At 60.2% G+C, this 15,732-nt stretch carries 13 protein-coding genes; all 13 read left to right on the top strand.

From position 1 onward, the window contains the following. Positions 1-183 precede the first annotated feature (183 nt). The 13 genes from AB4O35_RS22545 to AB4O35_RS22485 all read left to right on the top strand — a co-directional run bounded on the left by AB4O35_RS22545 (position 184) and on the right by AB4O35_RS22485 (position 15,687). Positions 184-2,121, top strand: a complete 1,938-nt coding sequence (locus tag AB4O35_RS22545) for a bifunctional 5-dehydro-2-deoxygluconokinase/5-dehydro-2-deoxyphosphogluconate aldolase (RefSeq protein WP_065876093.1) — start codon at positions 184-186, stop codon at positions 2,119-2,121. A gap of 166 nt (positions 2,122-2,287) precedes the next feature. Then, positions 2,288-3,196 (top strand): myo-inosose-2 dehydratase, encoded by a 909-nt coding sequence (gene iolE / locus AB4O35_RS22540; protein WP_065946374.1) that lies wholly within the window; start codon positions 2,288-2,290, stop codon positions 3,194-3,196. Next, entirely contained in the window at positions 3,193-3,981 is a 789-nt protein-coding gene (gene iolB, locus AB4O35_RS22535) for a 5-deoxy-glucuronate isomerase (protein ID WP_065876095.1), read from the top strand. Before iolE ends, iolB begins: the two co-directional genes overlap by 4 nt. A gap of 23 nt (positions 3,982-4,004) precedes the next feature. After that, positions 4,005-4,826, top strand: coding sequence for a TIM barrel protein (locus AB4O35_RS22530; protein WP_065946373.1), 822 nt, complete (start codon positions 4,005-4,007; stop codon positions 4,824-4,826). Positions 4,827-4,975: 149 nt separating this feature from the next. After that, positions 4,976-6,907 (top strand): 3D-(3,5/4)-trihydroxycyclohexane-1,2-dione acylhydrolase (decyclizing), encoded by a 1,932-nt coding sequence (gene iolD, locus AB4O35_RS22525; RefSeq protein ID WP_065891235.1) that lies wholly within the window; start codon positions 4,976-4,978, stop codon positions 6,905-6,907. A 19-nt stretch (positions 6,908-6,926) separates the two neighbouring features. Continuing rightward, the gene (locus tag AB4O35_RS22520) at positions 6,927-7,937 is read left to right on the top strand and encodes a bifunctional inositol 2-dehydrogenase/D-chiro-inositol 1-dehydrogenase (protein WP_065876098.1); all 1,011 of its coding nucleotides are present in this window, start codon (positions 6,927-6,929) and stop codon (positions 7,935-7,937) included. Between the two features lie 156 nt (positions 7,938-8,093). Next, positions 8,094-9,122 carry a Gfo/Idh/MocA family protein gene (locus tag AB4O35_RS22515; RefSeq protein WP_065876099.1) on the top strand — a complete coding sequence of 343 codons (1,029 nt, stop codon included), beginning with the start codon at positions 8,094-8,096 and terminating at the stop codon, positions 9,120-9,122. Between the two features lie 127 nt (positions 9,123-9,249). Further along, on the top strand, positions 9,250-9,435 hold the full coding sequence (locus tag AB4O35_RS22510; RefSeq protein ID WP_083207208.1) for a hypothetical protein: 186 nt from the start codon (positions 9,250-9,252) through the stop codon (positions 9,433-9,435). 49 nt (positions 9,436-9,484) lie between these two features. Next, complete coding sequence (locus tag AB4O35_RS22505; protein WP_065876100.1) at positions 9,485-10,420, top strand: sugar ABC transporter substrate-binding protein; 936 nt, start codon at positions 9,485-9,487, stop codon at positions 10,418-10,420. 65 nt (positions 10,421-10,485) lie between these two features. Then, positions 10,486-12,039 (top strand): sugar ABC transporter ATP-binding protein, encoded by a 1,554-nt coding sequence (locus AB4O35_RS22500; protein ID WP_065876101.1) that lies wholly within the window; start codon positions 10,486-10,488, stop codon positions 12,037-12,039. Between the two features lie 26 nt (positions 12,040-12,065). After that, positions 12,066-13,088 carry an ABC transporter permease gene (locus AB4O35_RS22495; protein WP_049708715.1) on the top strand — a complete coding sequence of 341 codons (1,023 nt, stop codon included), beginning with the start codon at positions 12,066-12,068 and terminating at the stop codon, positions 13,086-13,088. Positions 13,089-13,509: 421 nt separating this feature from the next. Further along, entirely contained in the window at positions 13,510-13,914 is a 405-nt protein-coding gene (locus AB4O35_RS22490) for a TraR/DksA family transcriptional regulator (protein WP_003191666.1), read from the top strand. A 96-nt stretch (positions 13,915-14,010) separates the two neighbouring features. Continuing rightward, positions 14,011-15,687: a methyl-accepting chemotaxis protein gene (locus AB4O35_RS22485; protein ID WP_371915028.1), complete on the top strand. Its 1,677-nt coding sequence runs from the start codon at positions 14,011-14,013 to the stop codon at positions 15,685-15,687. Positions 15,688-15,732: the final 45 nt, after the last annotated feature.

Genomic DNA, 15,732 nt, shown 5'->3' with positions numbered 1-15,732 from the left:
CTGAAACGATGCAGTCTCGCTGGGCTGCCCCTGTGCAAGCTTAATGGAAAAAATATTCCAACGAAAAAATATCTAGAATAAATATTGATTGGTGTCGCCGGACGTTCTAGTCTGCTCCCACCAAGAGCGTTTGCCGCCACCACGACGGCACAACGCAGGCTGATAAAAATAACAGGAGCCAGCATGGGCCAGACTCGTTTTGCCAGTGGGCGTCAATTGGATTTGATTTGCCTCGGGCGCCTGGGCGTCGACCTCTATGCACAACAAGTCGGTGCACGGCTTGAGGACGTGTCCAGCTTTGCCAAATACCTCGGCGGTTCTTCTGCCAATATCGCCTTTGGCACCGCACGGTTGGGCCTCAAGTCGGCGATGTTGAGCCGGGTGGGCGATGACCACATGGGCCGTTTCCTGCTGGAATCCCTGGCCCGCGAAGGTTGCGATGTCAGCGCCATCAAGGTCGACCCTGAGCGCCTGACCGCCCTGGTGCTGCTCGGCCTCAAGGACCGCGAAACCTTCCCCCTGGTGTTCTACCGCGAAAACTGCGCCGACATGGCCCTGCGCGCCGAGGACATCAGTGAAGCCTTTATTGCCTCCAGCAAGGCGCTGTTGATCACCGGCACGCATTTCTCCACCGACGGCGTGTACAAGGCCAGCATCCAGGCGCTGGACTACGCGGCCAAGCACAACGTCAAGCGCGTGCTGGATATCGACTACCGCCCAGTGCTGTGGGGCCTGGCGGGCAAGGCGGATGGAGAGACGCGGTTTGTCGCCGACCAGAACGTCAGCCAGCATGTGCAGAAAATCCTGCCGCGCTTTGACTTGATCGTCGGTACCGAAGAAGAATTCCTCATCGCGGGTGGCAGTGAAGATTTGCTCACCGCACTGCGTAAAGTCCGCGAGCTGACACCGGCGACCCTGGTGGTCAAGCTCGGCCCGCAGGGTTGCACGGTGATTCACGGCGCCATCCCCGCGCGACTGGAAGACGGCGCCATCTACCCCGGTGTGCGCGTTGAAGTGCTCAACGTGCTTGGTGCTGGCGATGCATTTATGTCGGGCTTCCTCAGCGGCTGGATCAATGACGCCAGCGATGAGCGCTGCAGTCAGTTGGCCAATGCCTGCGGCGGGCTTGTGGTATCGCGCCACGCCTGCGCACCGGCCATGCCGACGCCTGCCGAGCTTGAGTACCTGTTCAACAGCCCGGTGCCGATCACCCGGCCGGATCAAGACGTCACCTTGCAACGCCTGCACCGCGTCTCGGTGCCGCGCAAGCCCTGGAAGCAACTGTTCGTGTTTGCTTTCGACCACCGCTGGCAGTTGGTGGACCTGGCGCAAAAAGGTGGCCAGGACCCAACGCGCATCAGCGATATCAAGCAGCTGTTTATCCAGGCCATCGAACGCGTCGAGAAAAAGCTCGCCGAGCAAGGCATAGATGCCGATGTGGGCCTGCTGGCCGACCAACGCTTCGGCCAGGACGCCCTTAATGCGGCCAGCGGCCGTGGCTGGTGGATCGCACGCCCGGTGGAGGTGCAGAACTCGCGCCCACTGGCGTTCGAGCACGGCCGCTCGATTGGCAGCAACCTGATCGCCTGGCCCCAGGAGCAGATCATCAAGTGCCTCGTGCAATTCCACCCCGACGACGAGCCGTTGCTGCGCCTGGAACAGGAAGCGCAACTCAAGGCGGTGTACGAGGCATCTATTGTCAGTGGCCATGAATTGTTGCTGGAAGTCATCCCGCCCAAGGACCACCCGTCCACTTACCCGGACGTGCTCTATCGCAGCCTCAAGCGCTTGTACAACCTGGGTATCTACCCGGCGTGGTGGAAGATCGAGGCGCAGTCGGCCGAGGACTGGAAGAAGCTTGACGAACTGATCCAGGACCGCGACCCGTACTGCCGTGGCGTGGTGCTGCTGGGCCTGAATGCCTCGGCCGAGTTTCTCGCCGATGGCTTCCAGCAAGCCCGCCTGAGCACTACCTGCCGAGGTTTTGCCGTGGGCCGCACGATCTTCCAGGAGCCGAGCCGGGCGTGGATGGCGGGGGAGATTGATGATGAGGTTTTGATTCAGCAAGTACAGGCCACGTTTGAACAGCTGATCAATGCCTGGCGAAGTGCCCGAACCTAAACACGCTTCTCGAATGTGGAATGCAGTCAAATGTGGGAGCGGGCTTGCTCGCGAATGCGGTGGTTCAGTTACAGAAGTGTTGCCTGACAGACCGCATTCGCGAGCAAGCCCGCTCCCACATAAAGCAGATCCCGGTGATCTCTAGATAAAAACAAAAGGTGCAGCCATGCCCGCAATCCGAATTGGCATCAACCCGATTTCCTGGAGCAACGACGACCTCCCAGCCCTGGGCGGCGAAACGCCCCTGAGCACCGCCTTGAGCGAAGGCAAGGAAATCGGTTACGAAGGCTTCGAACTCAACGGCAAATTCCCCAAGGACGCCAAAGGCGTCGGCGATGTGCTGCGTCCTTATGACCTGGCACTGGTCTCCGGCTGGTACTCGAGCCGGCTGGCCCGGCGTTCAGTGGCCGAAGAAATCGAGGCCATCGCCGGCCATGTCGAGTTGCTCAAGCAAAACGGTGCCAGTGTATTGGTCTACGGCGAAGTCGCCGATTCGATCCAGGGTTCGCGCATCCGCCTGATCGAGCGCCCGCGCTTTCACAGCGAACAGGCCTGGCAGGATTATGCCGACAAGCTCACCGAACTGGCGCGCTTCACCCTGTCCCAAGGCGTGCGCCTGGCGTACCACCACCATATGGGCGCCTACGTCGAATCCGCGGAAGACATCGACCAGTTGATGAAGCGAACGGGCCCGGAAGTCGGCCTGCTGTTCGATTCGGGCCACTGCTACATGGGCGGCGGCGAGCCAGTGGAGGTGCTGTGTAAACACATCGACCGCATTTGCCACGTGCATTTCAAGGACGTGCGCAAGCCTGTGGTGCAACTGGCGCGTAACCAGATGTGGAGTTTTCCCGACTGCATCGTCAACGGCACCTTCACCGTGCCCGGCGACGGTGACATCGACTTCGCCGAATTGCTCGATGAGTTGCTGGCCGCGAACTATGAAGGCTGGCTGGTTGTGGAGGCCGAGCAGGACCCGGCTGTGGCGCCCAGCTATATCTATGCGAAAAAAGGATACGACACCCTACGTGCTCTGCTGAATGATGCCCTGCTGAATGAGAGGACTGCAAAATGAGCTTGTTGGTCAAGAGCAGCAAACGCGGACAAACCATGGTCGCGCTGGAAGCGGGGCGCCTGGAGTACGTGGGCTTTTCCGCTTACCGCCTGAGCCTGGGCGAAACCCTGCCGGTCAGCGCCGGTGATCAAGAGCTGTGCTTGGTACTGCTCAGCGGTCGCGTGAACATTGAAGGCGAAGGCTTCAACTGGCAGAACCTGGGGGATCGCCAGTCGGTGTTTGAAGACAAATCCCCCTTCGCCGCCTACCTGCCACCGGGTACCGATGCCCAGGTCACTGCGTTGAGCGATGTACAGATTGCCGTCTGCGCCGCGCCGGGGGCGGACGGCTACGAGCCGCGCCTGATCCGCCCGGAAGACTGCAAACGCAGCGTGCGCGGCAAAGGGGCCAACACCCGCTATGTGTGCGACATCCTGCCCGACAGCGAGCCGGCCCATTCACTGCTGGTGGTGGAGGTACGCACGCCGTCCGGGCATTCGTCGAGCTACCCGCCGCACAAGCACGACACCGACGACCTGCCGCACCAGAGCTTTCTTGAAGAGACCTACTACCACCAGATCAACCCGCCCCAGGGCTTTGTGTTCCAGCGCGTCTACACCGACGATCGCAGCATTGACCAGGCCATGGCCGTGGAAAACAGCGACCTGGTGGTGGTGCCCAAGGGTTACCACCCGGTCAGTGTGCCGTATGGCTACGAATCGTATTACCTGAACGTGATGGCCGGCCCCAAGCGCGCCTGGCATTTCCATAACGACCCACAGCACAGCTGGCTGCTGGACCTCTAAGCGGTTTTGGACGGAGAACAACAATGAAGTCGCCTTTACGTTTTGCCCTTAACCGCATGGTCGCCCCCAACCTGTCCCTGCCGGACTTCATCCAGTTGGCCGCAGCGCTCAAGTGCGATGCCATCGAGATCCGCAATGACCTTGCGGACAAGCAAATCGAATTCGGCACCCCGGCCGGCCGCGTGCGCGAGTTGTGCGCAGCGCAGGGCATCCAGGTGCTGTCGATCAACGCGCTGTACCCCTTTGACGTGTGGAACGAGGAGCGTCGCGCCCAAGCGATCCAGCTCGCCACCTATGCCCGTGAGTGCGGCGCCCAGGGCCTGGTGATGTGCCCGTTCAACGAGCGAGGCGATACGCGCAACGAAGCGCAGCGTGCCGCCGGGTTGCGCACGGCCTTGAGCGAGCTGGCGCCGATCCTGCGTGAATACGGGATTCTCGGTTTTATCGAACCCCTAGGCTTTGAGGAATGTGCGCTACGCCGCAAGCGCGTGGCGGTGGATGCGATCCAGTCCATTGGCGGCCTGGATGTGTTCCGCCTGGTGCACGACACCTTCCATCATCACTTGGCCAGCGAACATGAGTTCTTCCCCGAATTGACCGGGCTGGTGCATATCTCCGGCGTGGAAGATGCCGAGGCGCCGCTCAATTCGATTCGTGACGGCCACCGCGTGTTGGTGGGCGAGGGTGACATCCTTGGTAACGCGGCGCAGATCGACACGCTGCTCAGCACGGGATACAGCGGCTATTTGTCGTTTGAGCCGTTTGCCGAGAGCGTGCATGAACTGGCGGATATACAACAGGCGTTGGGCGCGAGCATTGCCCATCTGAACAAATCCCGGAACTGACAGCGGATAACGTGTGGGAGCGGGCTTGCTCGCGAAGGCGGTGGACCAGTAAGTAAATCCGGTGACTGACACACCGCATTCGCGAGCAAGCCCGCTCCCACATGGGATCACTGTTGATCGAAAGATTTGCATTCATTCAAGGTGCGAACATGACCACAACAAGACTGACCATGGCCCAAGCCCTGGTGAAGTTCCTGGATAACCAATACATCGAAGTCGATGGCGTGCAGAGCAAGTTTGTCGCCGGGGTGTTCACGATTTTCGGCCACGGCAACGTGCTGGGCCTGGGCCAGGCCCTGGAGCAAGACAGCGGTGACCTGGTGGTGCACCAGGGCCGCAACGAACAGGGCATGGCCCACGCCGCCATCGGTTTTGCCAAGCAGCACCTGCGCCGCAAGATCTACGCGTGCACCGCTTCTGTGGGCCCCGGCGCTGCCAACATGCTCACCGCCGCCGCGACCGCGACCGCCAACCGTATCCCGCTGCTGCTGTTGCCCGGCGATGTGTATGCCAGTCGCCAGCCCGACCCGGTGTTGCAACAGATCGAACAGTTCCACGACCTGAGCATCAGCACCAACGATGCCTTCCGCTCCGTGAGCAAATACTGGGACCGCATCAACCGCCCCGAGCAGTTGATGACCGCCGCAATCCACGCCATGCGCGTGCTTACCGATCCGGCTGAAACCGGTGCCGTGACCCTGGCGTTGCCCCAGGACGTGCAGGCCGAGGCCTGGGACTATCCCGACTACTTCCTGCAAAAACGCGTGCACCGTATCGAACGTCGCCCGGCCACCGCCGCGATGATCAGTGATGCGCTGGCGGCCTTTCGCGGCAAGCGCAAGCCGCTGATCATCTGCGGCGGCGGTGTGAAGTATTCCGGTGCCAATGCTGCACTGCAGGCGTTTGCCGAACGGTTTGATATCCCCTTCGCCGAAACCCAGGCGGGCAAGAGCGCCGTGGTCTCCAGCCATCCGCTGAACGTCGGCGGGATCGGAGAAACTGGCTGCCTGGCGGCGAACCTGCTGGCGCCCGAAGCCGACCTGATCATCGGTATCGGCACGCGTTATACCGACTTCACCACCTCGTCCAAATCACTGTTCAAGCACGCCGAGGTGAGGTTTCTCAACCTCAACATCAGTCCCTGCGACGCCTTGAAACTGGACGGCGTGCAGGTGTTGGCTGACGCACAAGTCGCCCTTGAAGCACTGGCCGATGCCCTGGGCGATTATCGTTCGGGCTGGGGCGAGCAGATCCGTGAAGCCAAGGCGCAGCTGGACACCGAAGTGGACCGTGTGCATCAGGTGGAATATGACGGTGACGGCTTCGTGCCGGAGGTCGACGACCACCTGGACCGCGCGGTGCTGCGTGAATTCATCGAGCTGACCGGTTCGTGCCTCACCCAAAGCCGTGTGCTTGGCGTGCTCAACCAAACCCTGGCCGATGACGCAATCATCGTCGCAGCCGCCGGCAGCCTGCCCGGTGACCTGCAGCGCGCCTGGCGCAGCAAGGGCGTCAACACCTACCACGTCGAGTACGGCTATTCGTGCATGGGCTATGAGATCAACGCCGCCCTCGGCGTGAAACTCGCCGAGCCGACCAAAGAGGTCTACGCCCTGGTCGGCGATGGTTCCTACATGATGCTGCATTCGGAGCTGGCCACCTCGATCCAGGAGCGCCGCAAGATCAACGTGGTGCTGCTCGACAACATGGCTTTCGGCTGCATCAACAACCTGCAGATCGGCAATGGCATGGACAGCTTCGGCACCGAGTTCCGCTACCGCAACCCCGAGAGCGGCAAGCTCGACGGCGGCCTGGTGCCGGTGGATTTCGCCATGAGCGCGGCGGCCTATGGTTGCAAGACCTACAAGGTCAGCACTGTGGAGCAACTCGAAGCGGCGCTGGCCGATGCACGAACTCAAACGGTTTCGACGCTGATCGATATCAAGGTGCTGCCCAAGACCATGATCCACGGCTACCTGTCGTGGTGGCGGGTGGGTGTGGCGCAGGTGTCCACCAGCGAACGTACGAATGCCGCCGCGAAAAAACTCAACGAACACCTGGCGAAGGCCCGGCAGTACTAATAACAAAAGGAGTGAATGTATGTCTTTGAAGTTGGGTGTTATCGGTACCGGCGCCATCGGCCGTGACCATATTCGTCGTTGCAGCCAGACCTTGCTCAACAGCCAGGTGGTGGCGGTAACCGACATCAATCTTGAGCAAGCCGCCAAGGTTGTCGCAGAGTTGAAGCTGGACGCCGAGGTGTACGCCGACGGCCATGCGCTGATCAATTCGCCACAGGTCGAGGCCATTCTGGTCACTTCATGGGGCCCGAGCCACGAAGAGTTCGTGCTCGCCGCCATCGCCGCCGGCAAACCGGTGTTCTGCGAAAAACCCTTGGCCGTGACGGCTGACGGCTGCCGCAAGATCGTCGACGCCGAAGTGGCCTACGGCAAGCGCCTGGTGCAAGTCGGCTTCATGCGCCCGTACGACGAGGGTTATCGCGCATTGAAAGCGGTGATCGACAGCGGCCAGATCGGCGAACCCCTGATGCTGCACTGCGCGCACCGCAACCCGACGGTGGGCGAGAACTACAAGACCGACATGGCGATCACCGACACCCTGATCCACGAGCTGGATGTGTTGCGTTGGCTGCTCAACGACGACTACGTCTCGGTGCAAGTGGTGTTCCCACGCAAATCCAGCAAGGCCCTGGCCCACTTGCGTGACCCGCAGATCGTGCTGCTGGAAACCGCCAAGGGCACGCGTATCGATGTCGAAGTGTTCGTGAACTGCCAGTACGGCTATGACATCCAGTGCGAAGTGGTGGGGGAGACCGGTATTGCCAAGCTGCCGGAGCCATCCCAGGTGCAAATGCGCAGTGGCGCGAAGTTGTCCAATGCGATTCTGATGGACTGGAAGGATCGGTTTATTGGTGCCTATGACGTCGAGTTGCAGGCGTTTATCGACAGCGTACGCGCCGGGCAGGTTGGCGGGCCGTCGGCGTGGGATGGTTTTGCGGCGGCGGTGGCGGCGGATGCGTGTATTGAAGCGCAGAATAGCGAGCAGATTGTGAAGGTGAGCTTGCCGCAGCGTCCGCACTTCTACGGCTGACCGCGATCCCACAGATGGAATGCAGTCAGTGTGGGAGCGGGCTTGCTCGCGAATGCGGTGTATCAGATACAAGTTCTTTAACTGATACACCGCATTCGCGAGCAAGCCCGCTCCCACATTTGAATTGGGTTTCCACTTCAAGTAAGGAGTGTATGCATGCGAATCGGTCTAGTCGGCTACGGCCACGGAGGGCGCTTCTTTCATGCGCCGCTGATTGCAACCCTGCCAGGTGCGACATTGGTCGGCGTAGTAACTCGGTCCCCCGAGCGCCGCCAGCAACTGGCAATCGACCACCCCGGCGTCAGGGCTTTTGACAACATCGGCCAAATCGTCGAAGCCGGCGTCGATGCCCTGGTTATCTCCACCACCCTCAAGGGCCGCCCGGCCCTGGTGCTGGAAGCCATCGAACATGGCGTTGCCGTGGTCAGCGACAAGCCCTTCGCCGCCAACGCCGAACAGGCCCAGGCGCTGATCACCGCGGCCGAACGCCAAGGCTCGCTGCTCAGCGTCTACCAGAACCGACGCTGGGACTCGGATTACCTGACCCTGCGCAAACTCATCGACGCCGGCGCCTTGGGCACGATCACGCGTTTCGAATCCCGCGTGGAACGCTACAGCCCGCAAGCCGTAGGTAACGCCAGCGGCGGTGGTTGGCTGCGCGACCTGGGCAGCCACTTGGTCGACCAGGCCCTGCAACTGTTCGGCCCGGTAGATCGGGTGTTCGCGCAACTGCAATACACCGCCGAACATCCCACGGTGGACCATGGTTTTTTTGTGTCCCTGACCCACGCCAACGGTGTGATTTCCCATCTGTGGGGCAATGCCCTGCAAAACAGCCAGGCGCCGCGCTTTCGCGTCAGTGGCACCTCTGGCTGCTACACCGTCGAAGGCTTGGACGGCCAGGAAGAAGCGCTGATGGCCGGCAAGTCGCCGAAGACTGAAGGTGAGCATTGGGGCTCTGAAGAACACCGCCGCTGGGGCTGGTTCGAACAAGGCCCGGACCGCGAGCGGGTGCCGTCGGAAAAGGGCTGTTGGACGCAGTTCTATCGACAGTTGCAATTGGCCGTGCAAGGGCAGGGGCCGCTGCCGGTGGATGCCTATGATGCGCTGGAAACCACCCGTATATTGGACGCCGCACGCCTGAGCGCGGAGCGCCAGCAGGTGGTTTCAACAAAAATAGAATAAAATTCTAAAACAGGTTGATATGGAAATTATTTTCCAATAAAGTCTTTTCCAGGTTGCATAAAGTACGTTCGGACTCGATCTGCACGACTCAACAAAAACAAGATCAAAAACAACCAGGTACCGTCAGATGAAAATCTTCAACGCTGTACTGCGAGTTTTACGCCCTGTCCTAGCGCCACGCGGTCTGCCCCGCGCCCGGCCGTTCTACTTCTCCTTCCTTAATGTGCTGTGCGTCGAAAACAAAGGCGCGCTGGTCTGCTGCATTCCAGGCGCGCCGGTGGTTCGACTGTCCAATTCGCAAGTCCCGCTCTGATCAACGTAACGTCCAACAAAACCAACAAGAATGTGGAGACAGACCGTTCATGAAGACCCCGATCCGTTTTACCGCGCTGGCCTTGTCCATGATGCTGGCCAGTGGTTTTGCCAGTGCCGCCGATATCAAGGTGGGCGTGAGCATGTCCGCCTTCGACGATACCTTCCTGACTTACCTGCGCGAGGACATGGACAAGCAAGCCAAGTCCTACCCCAAGGGTGACGGTGTGCAATTGCAGTTCGAAGACGCGCGTGCCGACGTGGTCAAGCAGTTGAGCCAGGTCGAGAACTTTATCAGCCAGAAAGTCGACGCCATCATCGTCAACCCGGTGGATACCGCGTCGACCAAGAACATCATCAGTGCCGCCACCAAGGCAGGCATCCCGCTGGTCTTCGTCAACCGCCGTCCCGACCAGAAAGACTTGCCCAAGGATGTGGTCGCTGTGACCTCCGATGACATCGAGGCTGGTCGCCTGCAAATGCAATACATCGCTGAAAAGCTCGGCGGCAAAGGCAAGATTGTGATCCTGCTGGGTGACCTGGCGAACAACTCCACCACCAATCGCACCAAGGGCGTGAAGGAGGTGCTGGCCAAATACCCGGATATCAAGATCGAACAGGAACAGACCGGCATCTGGCTGCGTGACAAGGGTATGACCCTGGTCAACGACTGGCTGACCCAAGGTCGCGAATTCAACGCGGTGCTGGCCAACAACGATGAGATGGCCATCGGCGCGTCGATGGCCCTGAAGTCGGCGGGTACCAAGCCGGGCAGCGTGCTGATCGCGGGTGTCGACGGCACCCCGGACGGTCTGAACGCGATCACCAAGGGTGACATGGCCGCGTCGGCGTTCCAGGACGCCAAGGGTCAGGCGGTGGGCTCGGTGGAAGCGGCGCGCAAAATGGCCAAGAAGGAGCCGGTCGAGCAGAACGTGATTATTCCGTTCCAACTGATCACTCCGGAAAACGTCGCCAAGTTCAAGTAGCCCTGACATAACAACAATAAACCGGCAGGGCGGTCGTGCCCGCCTTGCCGATGGAGTACCTCCTTATGCTCGCTCAAGCCACTGTCTCGCAGCCTCCCGGTATCCAACCCCAGCTGTTGGAAGAACCCTACCTGCTGGAAATCGTCAATATCAGCAAAGGCTTTCCCGGTGTCGTGGCCCTGGCCGATGTACAGCTGCGCGTGCGCCCCGGTACCGTGCTGGCGCTGATGGGCGAGAACGGTGCAGGCAAGTCGACATTGATGAAAATCATCGCCGGCATCTACCAGCCCGACGCCGGTGAAATTCGCCTGCGCGGCAAGCCGATCGTGTTTGAAACACCCCTGGCGGCCCAAAAGGCCGGGATCGCGATGATCCACCAGGAACTCAACCTGATGCCGCACATGAGCATCGCCGAGAATATCTGGATCGGCCGCGAGCAGCTCAACAGCCTGCACATGGTCAACCACCGTGAAATGCACCGCTGCACCGCCGAGTTGCTGGCGCGCTTGCGCATCAACCTCGACCCCGAGGAACACGTGGGCAACCTGAGCATCGCCGAGCGGCAGATGGTCGAGATTGCCAAGGCCGTGTCCTACGACTCCGACATCCTGATTATGGATGAACCGACATCGGCCATTACCGACAAGGAAGTGGCCCACCTGTTTTCGATCATTGCCGACCTCAAGTCCCAGGGCAAAGGCATCGTCTACATCACCCATAAAATGAATGAAGTATTCGCCATCGCCGATGAAGTGGCGGTGTTCCGCGACGGCCAGTACATCGGCTTGCAACGCGCGGACAGCATGAACAGCGACAGCCTGATTTCGATGATGGTCGGCCGTGAGCTGAGCCAGCTGTTCCCGGTGCGCGAGACGCCCATCGGTGACCTGTTGCTGTCGGTACGCAACCTGACGCTGGACGGCGTATTCAAGGACGTATCGTTTGACCTGCATGCCGGCGAGATCCTCGGTATTGCCGGGTTGATGGGCTCGGGCCGCACCAACGTGGCCGAAACCATTTTTGGCATCACCCCTAGCAGCAGCGGCCAGATCAGTCTGGACGGCAAGGCGGTGCGCATTACCGATCCACACATGGCCATTGAGAAGGGCTTTGCTCTGTTGACCGAAGACCGCAAGCTCAGTGGCCTGTTCCCCTGCCTTTCCGTGTTGGAAAACATGGAAATGGCCGTGCTGCCGCACTACTCGGGCAACGGTTTTATCCAGCAGAAAGCCCTGCGTGCGCTGTGCGAAGACATGTGCAAGAAGCTGCGGGTGAAAACCCCGTCCCTTGAGCAATGCATCGACACCTTGTCCGGCGGCAACCAGCAGAAGGCCTTGCTGGCGCGCTGGCTGATGACCAACCCGCGCCTGCTGATCCTTGATGAACCCACGCGGGGCATTGATGTGGGCGCCAAGGCCGAGATCTACCGGTTGATCGCCTTCCTCGCCAGCGAAGGCATGGCGGTGATCATGATTTCTTCCGAGCTGCCCGAAGTACTGGGCATGAGCGACCGAGTCATGGTGATGCACGAAGGTGAATTGATGGGCACCTTGGACCGCAGCGACGCGACCCAGGAAAAAGTCATGCAGTTGGCCTCCGGGATGACGGCAGTCCACTGACGTACAGAATAAAAAGGTGATGGGCTATGAATGCAATAACGGATAACAAACCCGCGACGGTGCCAACCAAAAGTCGCCGACGCATGCCCACCGAGCTGAGCATCTTCCTGGTGCTGATCGGCATCGGCCTGGTGTTTGAAGTGTTCGGCTGGATCGTGCGTGACCAGAGCTTCCTGATGAACTCCCAGCGATTGGTGCTGATGATCCTGCAAGTGTCGATCATCGGCCTGCTCGCCATCGGTGTGACCCAGGTGATCATTACCACTGGTATCGACCTGTCCTCGGGCTCTGTATTGGCGTTGTCGGCGATGATCGCTGCCAGTTTGGCGCAAACCTCTGATTTTTCCCGAGCCGTGTTTCCCAGCCTGACCGATTTGCCAGTGTGGATTCCGGTGGCGATGGGGCTTGGCGTCGGGCTGCTGGCAGGGGCGATCAACGGCAGCATCATCGCCGTCACCGGTATCCCACCCTTTATTGCCACCCTCGGTATGATGGTCTCGGCCCGTGGCCTGGCGCGTTACTACACCGAAGGCCAACCGGTGAGCATGCTCTCGGATTCGTACACGGCCATCGGCCATGGCGCGATGCCGGTGATCATCTTCCTGGTGGTGGCCGTGATCTTCCATATCGCCCTGCGCTACACCAAGTACGGCAAATACACCTACGCCATCGGCGGCAACATGCAGGCGGCGCGTACGTCGGGGATCAACGTCAAGCGCCACTTGATCATCGTCTACAGCATCGCCGGCTTGCTGGCTGGTCTGGCCGGTGTGGTCGCTTCGGCACGTGCTGCAACCGGGCAGGCCGGCATGGGCATGTCTTATGAGCTGGATGCGATTGCGGCTGCGGTGATCGGCGGCACCAGCCTGGCGGGCGGGGTAGGGCGCATCACGGGGACTGTGATCGGCGCACTGATTCTGGGGGTGATGGCCAGCGGGTTTACGTTTGTCGGGGTGGATGCGTACATTCAGGACATCATCAAGGGCCTGATCATTGTGGTGGCAGTGGTGATCGACCAGTACCGCAACAAGCGCAAACTCAAACGCTGAGATCGTCTTACGACCAACACAAATCAAGTGCGGGAGCTGGCTTGCCTGCGATTGCATCAACTCGGTAGCCCTGACGGACCGAGTCGCCTGGATCGCGGGCAAGCCCGACGCCCACACTTGCATCTTTATCAGGCAGTTCTAACCGTTTGTCTTCTATATAGCTCCACAACACTGAATTTCTTGCTATAAACGCACTCCGATAACCATTCGCCGAGCCCGTCCTGGTGCTTTTGGGGGTTATCTCGGAAAAATTGCCTGTCTTTTCAGTTGCTGTGCCCTCAAGTCGGCCTTAGACTGCCGCCCCTCGTAAATTGAGTGCCGGGTGGCGCTTGAAATGGACGGCGCCCTTCCGAGACCTGCAGAGGTCGGCCGGAACGCTCCCTTATTCGCCTTAATGCACGTATTTTTTATAGAGAAATCAATGACAAAGGAAAAGTTGCTGGCCATGCCGGCGGATGACTACATGAATGCCGAACAGCACGCTTTTTTCGAGAAGTTGCTGCAAGACATGAAAGTGGAGCACCACGAGCGCATCGAACAGAACCGTATCGCCATTGAAAGCCTGGACACTCCGGCCGACCCTGCCGACGCCGCTTCCGTTGAAGAAGAGCGCACCTGGCTGGTGAACGCCATCGACCGCGACCAGCGCATGTTGCCGCAGCTTGAGCGTGCACTGGAACGCATCAAGGAAGATTCCTTTGGCTGGTGCGATGACAGCGGCGAGCCTATCGGCCTCAAGCGCTTGCTGATCAGCCCTACCACCAAGTACTGCATCGAAGCGCAAGAGCGCCACGAGCAGATCGACAAGCACCAGCGCCAAGCCTGATGTGGTGAAGCTGGGGGATCGCTGAGCGGTCCCCCAGGGAAAGACTCGTTACACCCCCGTCTATTGATCTGTTGCAAACCACCCCACTAAAGGCCCATGGATAATGGCCCGATAGTGGCGTTTAATGCAGCGACAATAACGATAAGCAGTGGGGTGACGAAGATGGCTGGAGACGGATCTCTGACGGGCGCAGCAGTGGCACCGCAATCGGTGGTGCGCGGGTTGCCCGCCTGGTTGACGCAGCTTACGCAGAGCATCGCCCTGGTGCTGATACTGTTGGGCCTGGCATTTGCCATCCTGCCGTTGTACCTCTGCCTGCCACTGGCCGTGCTGGTGATCTGGCTGCCTCGCCTGACAAGTCGCACGCCCGTTGTTGCGTCTTGCGACGCCGTCGATGCGATTGGCGAGTTGACTCGCGACCTGTCCTATACCACCAGCCATAACGCACTGTCCGCTGCCGGCGTGGCCTATTCGGTCAAGCAACTGGCGGCTCGCTTGCAGTCTCAGTTGAGTGCAGCCAAGCAGATTGTCAGCAGTGCCGAGGTGATGATTGGCACCGAAAAGGTCACCTCCCAACTCAGCCGCGAGGCCCTGGGGGCAGCCAGCCAGGCCCATCAACGCAGCACCGAAGGCCGCGAAGTGCTGGCCCAATCGATCAGCCGCATGCACCAGCTCAGCCAGCGCGCCGATGCCAGTCGTGAACTGATCGAAGCCTTGAGCCAGCGCAGTGAGGAAATCCAGCGGGTGACCCTGGTGATCCAGTCCATCGCCAGCCAGACCAACCTGTTGGCACTCAATGCAGCGATTGAGGCGGCGCGAGCCGGTGAGCATGGTCGGGGGTTTGCAGTCGTAGCGGATGAGGTGCGCGGGCTGGCGGGCCGTACGGCCACAGCCACTGATGAGGTTGGGGTGATGGTGGCCGATATCCAGCAACGCACCGCTCAGGTGGTGGAGCAGATTCGCCAGCTCTCGGCAGACTTGCACACGGGCGTGGAGCAAGTGGAGCGCGCCGGTGAGCAACTGCATAGCATCGCCAGCCTGGCGGCGGATGTCGAAGGCCAGGTGAATGAAATTGCCCAGGGCACCGACACCAACCGCACCCAGCTCGACAGCCTGTTCCATGCTGTGGAACAAATGCGCAGCGACCTAGCCGTCAGCGATCAGCAAACCCGCCAACTGGCCGACGCCGCCGTGCAGATGGAAGGCCAGGCCGAAACCATCAGTGAGCGCTTGGCGGAAGTTGGCCTGGATGACTATCATCAGCGTATCTACGACTTGGCCCGTGAAGGCGCTAGCCGAATTGCCGCGCAATTCGAGGCCGACGTGCTACAGAACCGCATCAGCCTGGATGACCTGTTCGACCGCAGCTATACGCCGATTGCCAATACCAGCCCAAGCAAGTACCACACCCGGTTTGACGGCTATACCGATCAGGTGTTGCCGGCGATCCAGGAAGATCTGCTGCCGAGGCATGAAGGGTTGGTGTTCGCCATTGCCTGCACGCCCCAGGGTTACGTGCCGACGCACAACAAGGCGTTTTCCCAGGCGTTGACCGGCGATGTGCAGGTGGATGCTGTGCAGAACCGCACCAAGCGCAAGTTTGAAGACCGCACCGGGATCCGCTGTGGCAGCCATCAACAGGCGGTTTTGTTGCAGACCTACACCCGCGATACCGGTGAGCTGATGCACGACCTGTCGGTGCCGATCGTCGTCAAGGGCCGGCATTGGGGTGGTTTGCGCCTGGGCTATAAACCCGAGGCTGTAAGGCGTTGACGTGAATTGGGCTTTTCCGGAATGGGCATAGCTATCGACACATAT

This window comes from Pseudomonas sp. H1_A03, assembly GCF_054685145.1.
The sequence above is the reverse complement of the archived record's forward strand: the minus strand, read 5'-3'. Positions and strand labels throughout refer to the sequence as shown.

Excerpts from the sequence above, each read along its gene's own strand:
- AB4O35_RS22545 (WP_065876093.1), top strand. The coding sequence starts at position 184 with ATGGGCCAGACTCGTTTTGCCAGTGGGCGTCAATTGGATTTGATTTGC.
- iolE (WP_065946374.1), top strand. The coding sequence starts at position 2,288 with ATGCCCGCAATCCGAATTGGCATCAACCCGATTTCCTGGAGCAACGAC.
- iolB (WP_065876095.1), top strand. The coding sequence starts at position 3,193 with ATGAGCTTGTTGGTCAAGAGCAGCAAACGCGGACAAACCATGGTCGCG.
- AB4O35_RS22530 (WP_065946373.1), top strand. The coding sequence starts at position 4,005 with ATGAAGTCGCCTTTACGTTTTGCCCTTAACCGCATGGTCGCCCCCAAC.
- iolD (WP_065891235.1), top strand. The coding sequence starts at position 4,976 with ATGACCACAACAAGACTGACCATGGCCCAAGCCCTGGTGAAGTTCCTG.
- AB4O35_RS22520 (WP_065876098.1), top strand. The coding sequence starts at position 6,927 with ATGTCTTTGAAGTTGGGTGTTATCGGTACCGGCGCCATCGGCCGTGAC.
- AB4O35_RS22515 (WP_065876099.1), top strand. The coding sequence starts at position 8,094 with ATGCGAATCGGTCTAGTCGGCTACGGCCACGGAGGGCGCTTCTTTCAT.
- AB4O35_RS22510 (WP_083207208.1), top strand. The coding sequence starts at position 9,250 with ATGAAAATCTTCAACGCTGTACTGCGAGTTTTACGCCCTGTCCTAGCG.
- AB4O35_RS22505 (WP_065876100.1), top strand. The coding sequence starts at position 9,485 with ATGAAGACCCCGATCCGTTTTACCGCGCTGGCCTTGTCCATGATGCTG.
- AB4O35_RS22500 (WP_065876101.1), top strand. The coding sequence starts at position 10,486 with ATGCTCGCTCAAGCCACTGTCTCGCAGCCTCCCGGTATCCAACCCCAG.
- AB4O35_RS22495 (WP_049708715.1), top strand. The coding sequence starts at position 12,066 with ATGAATGCAATAACGGATAACAAACCCGCGACGGTGCCAACCAAAAGT.
- AB4O35_RS22490 (WP_003191666.1), top strand. The coding sequence starts at position 13,510 with ATGACAAAGGAAAAGTTGCTGGCCATGCCGGCGGATGACTACATGAAT.
- AB4O35_RS22485 (WP_371915028.1), top strand. The coding sequence starts at position 14,011 with ATGGATAATGGCCCGATAGTGGCGTTTAATGCAGCGACAATAACGATA.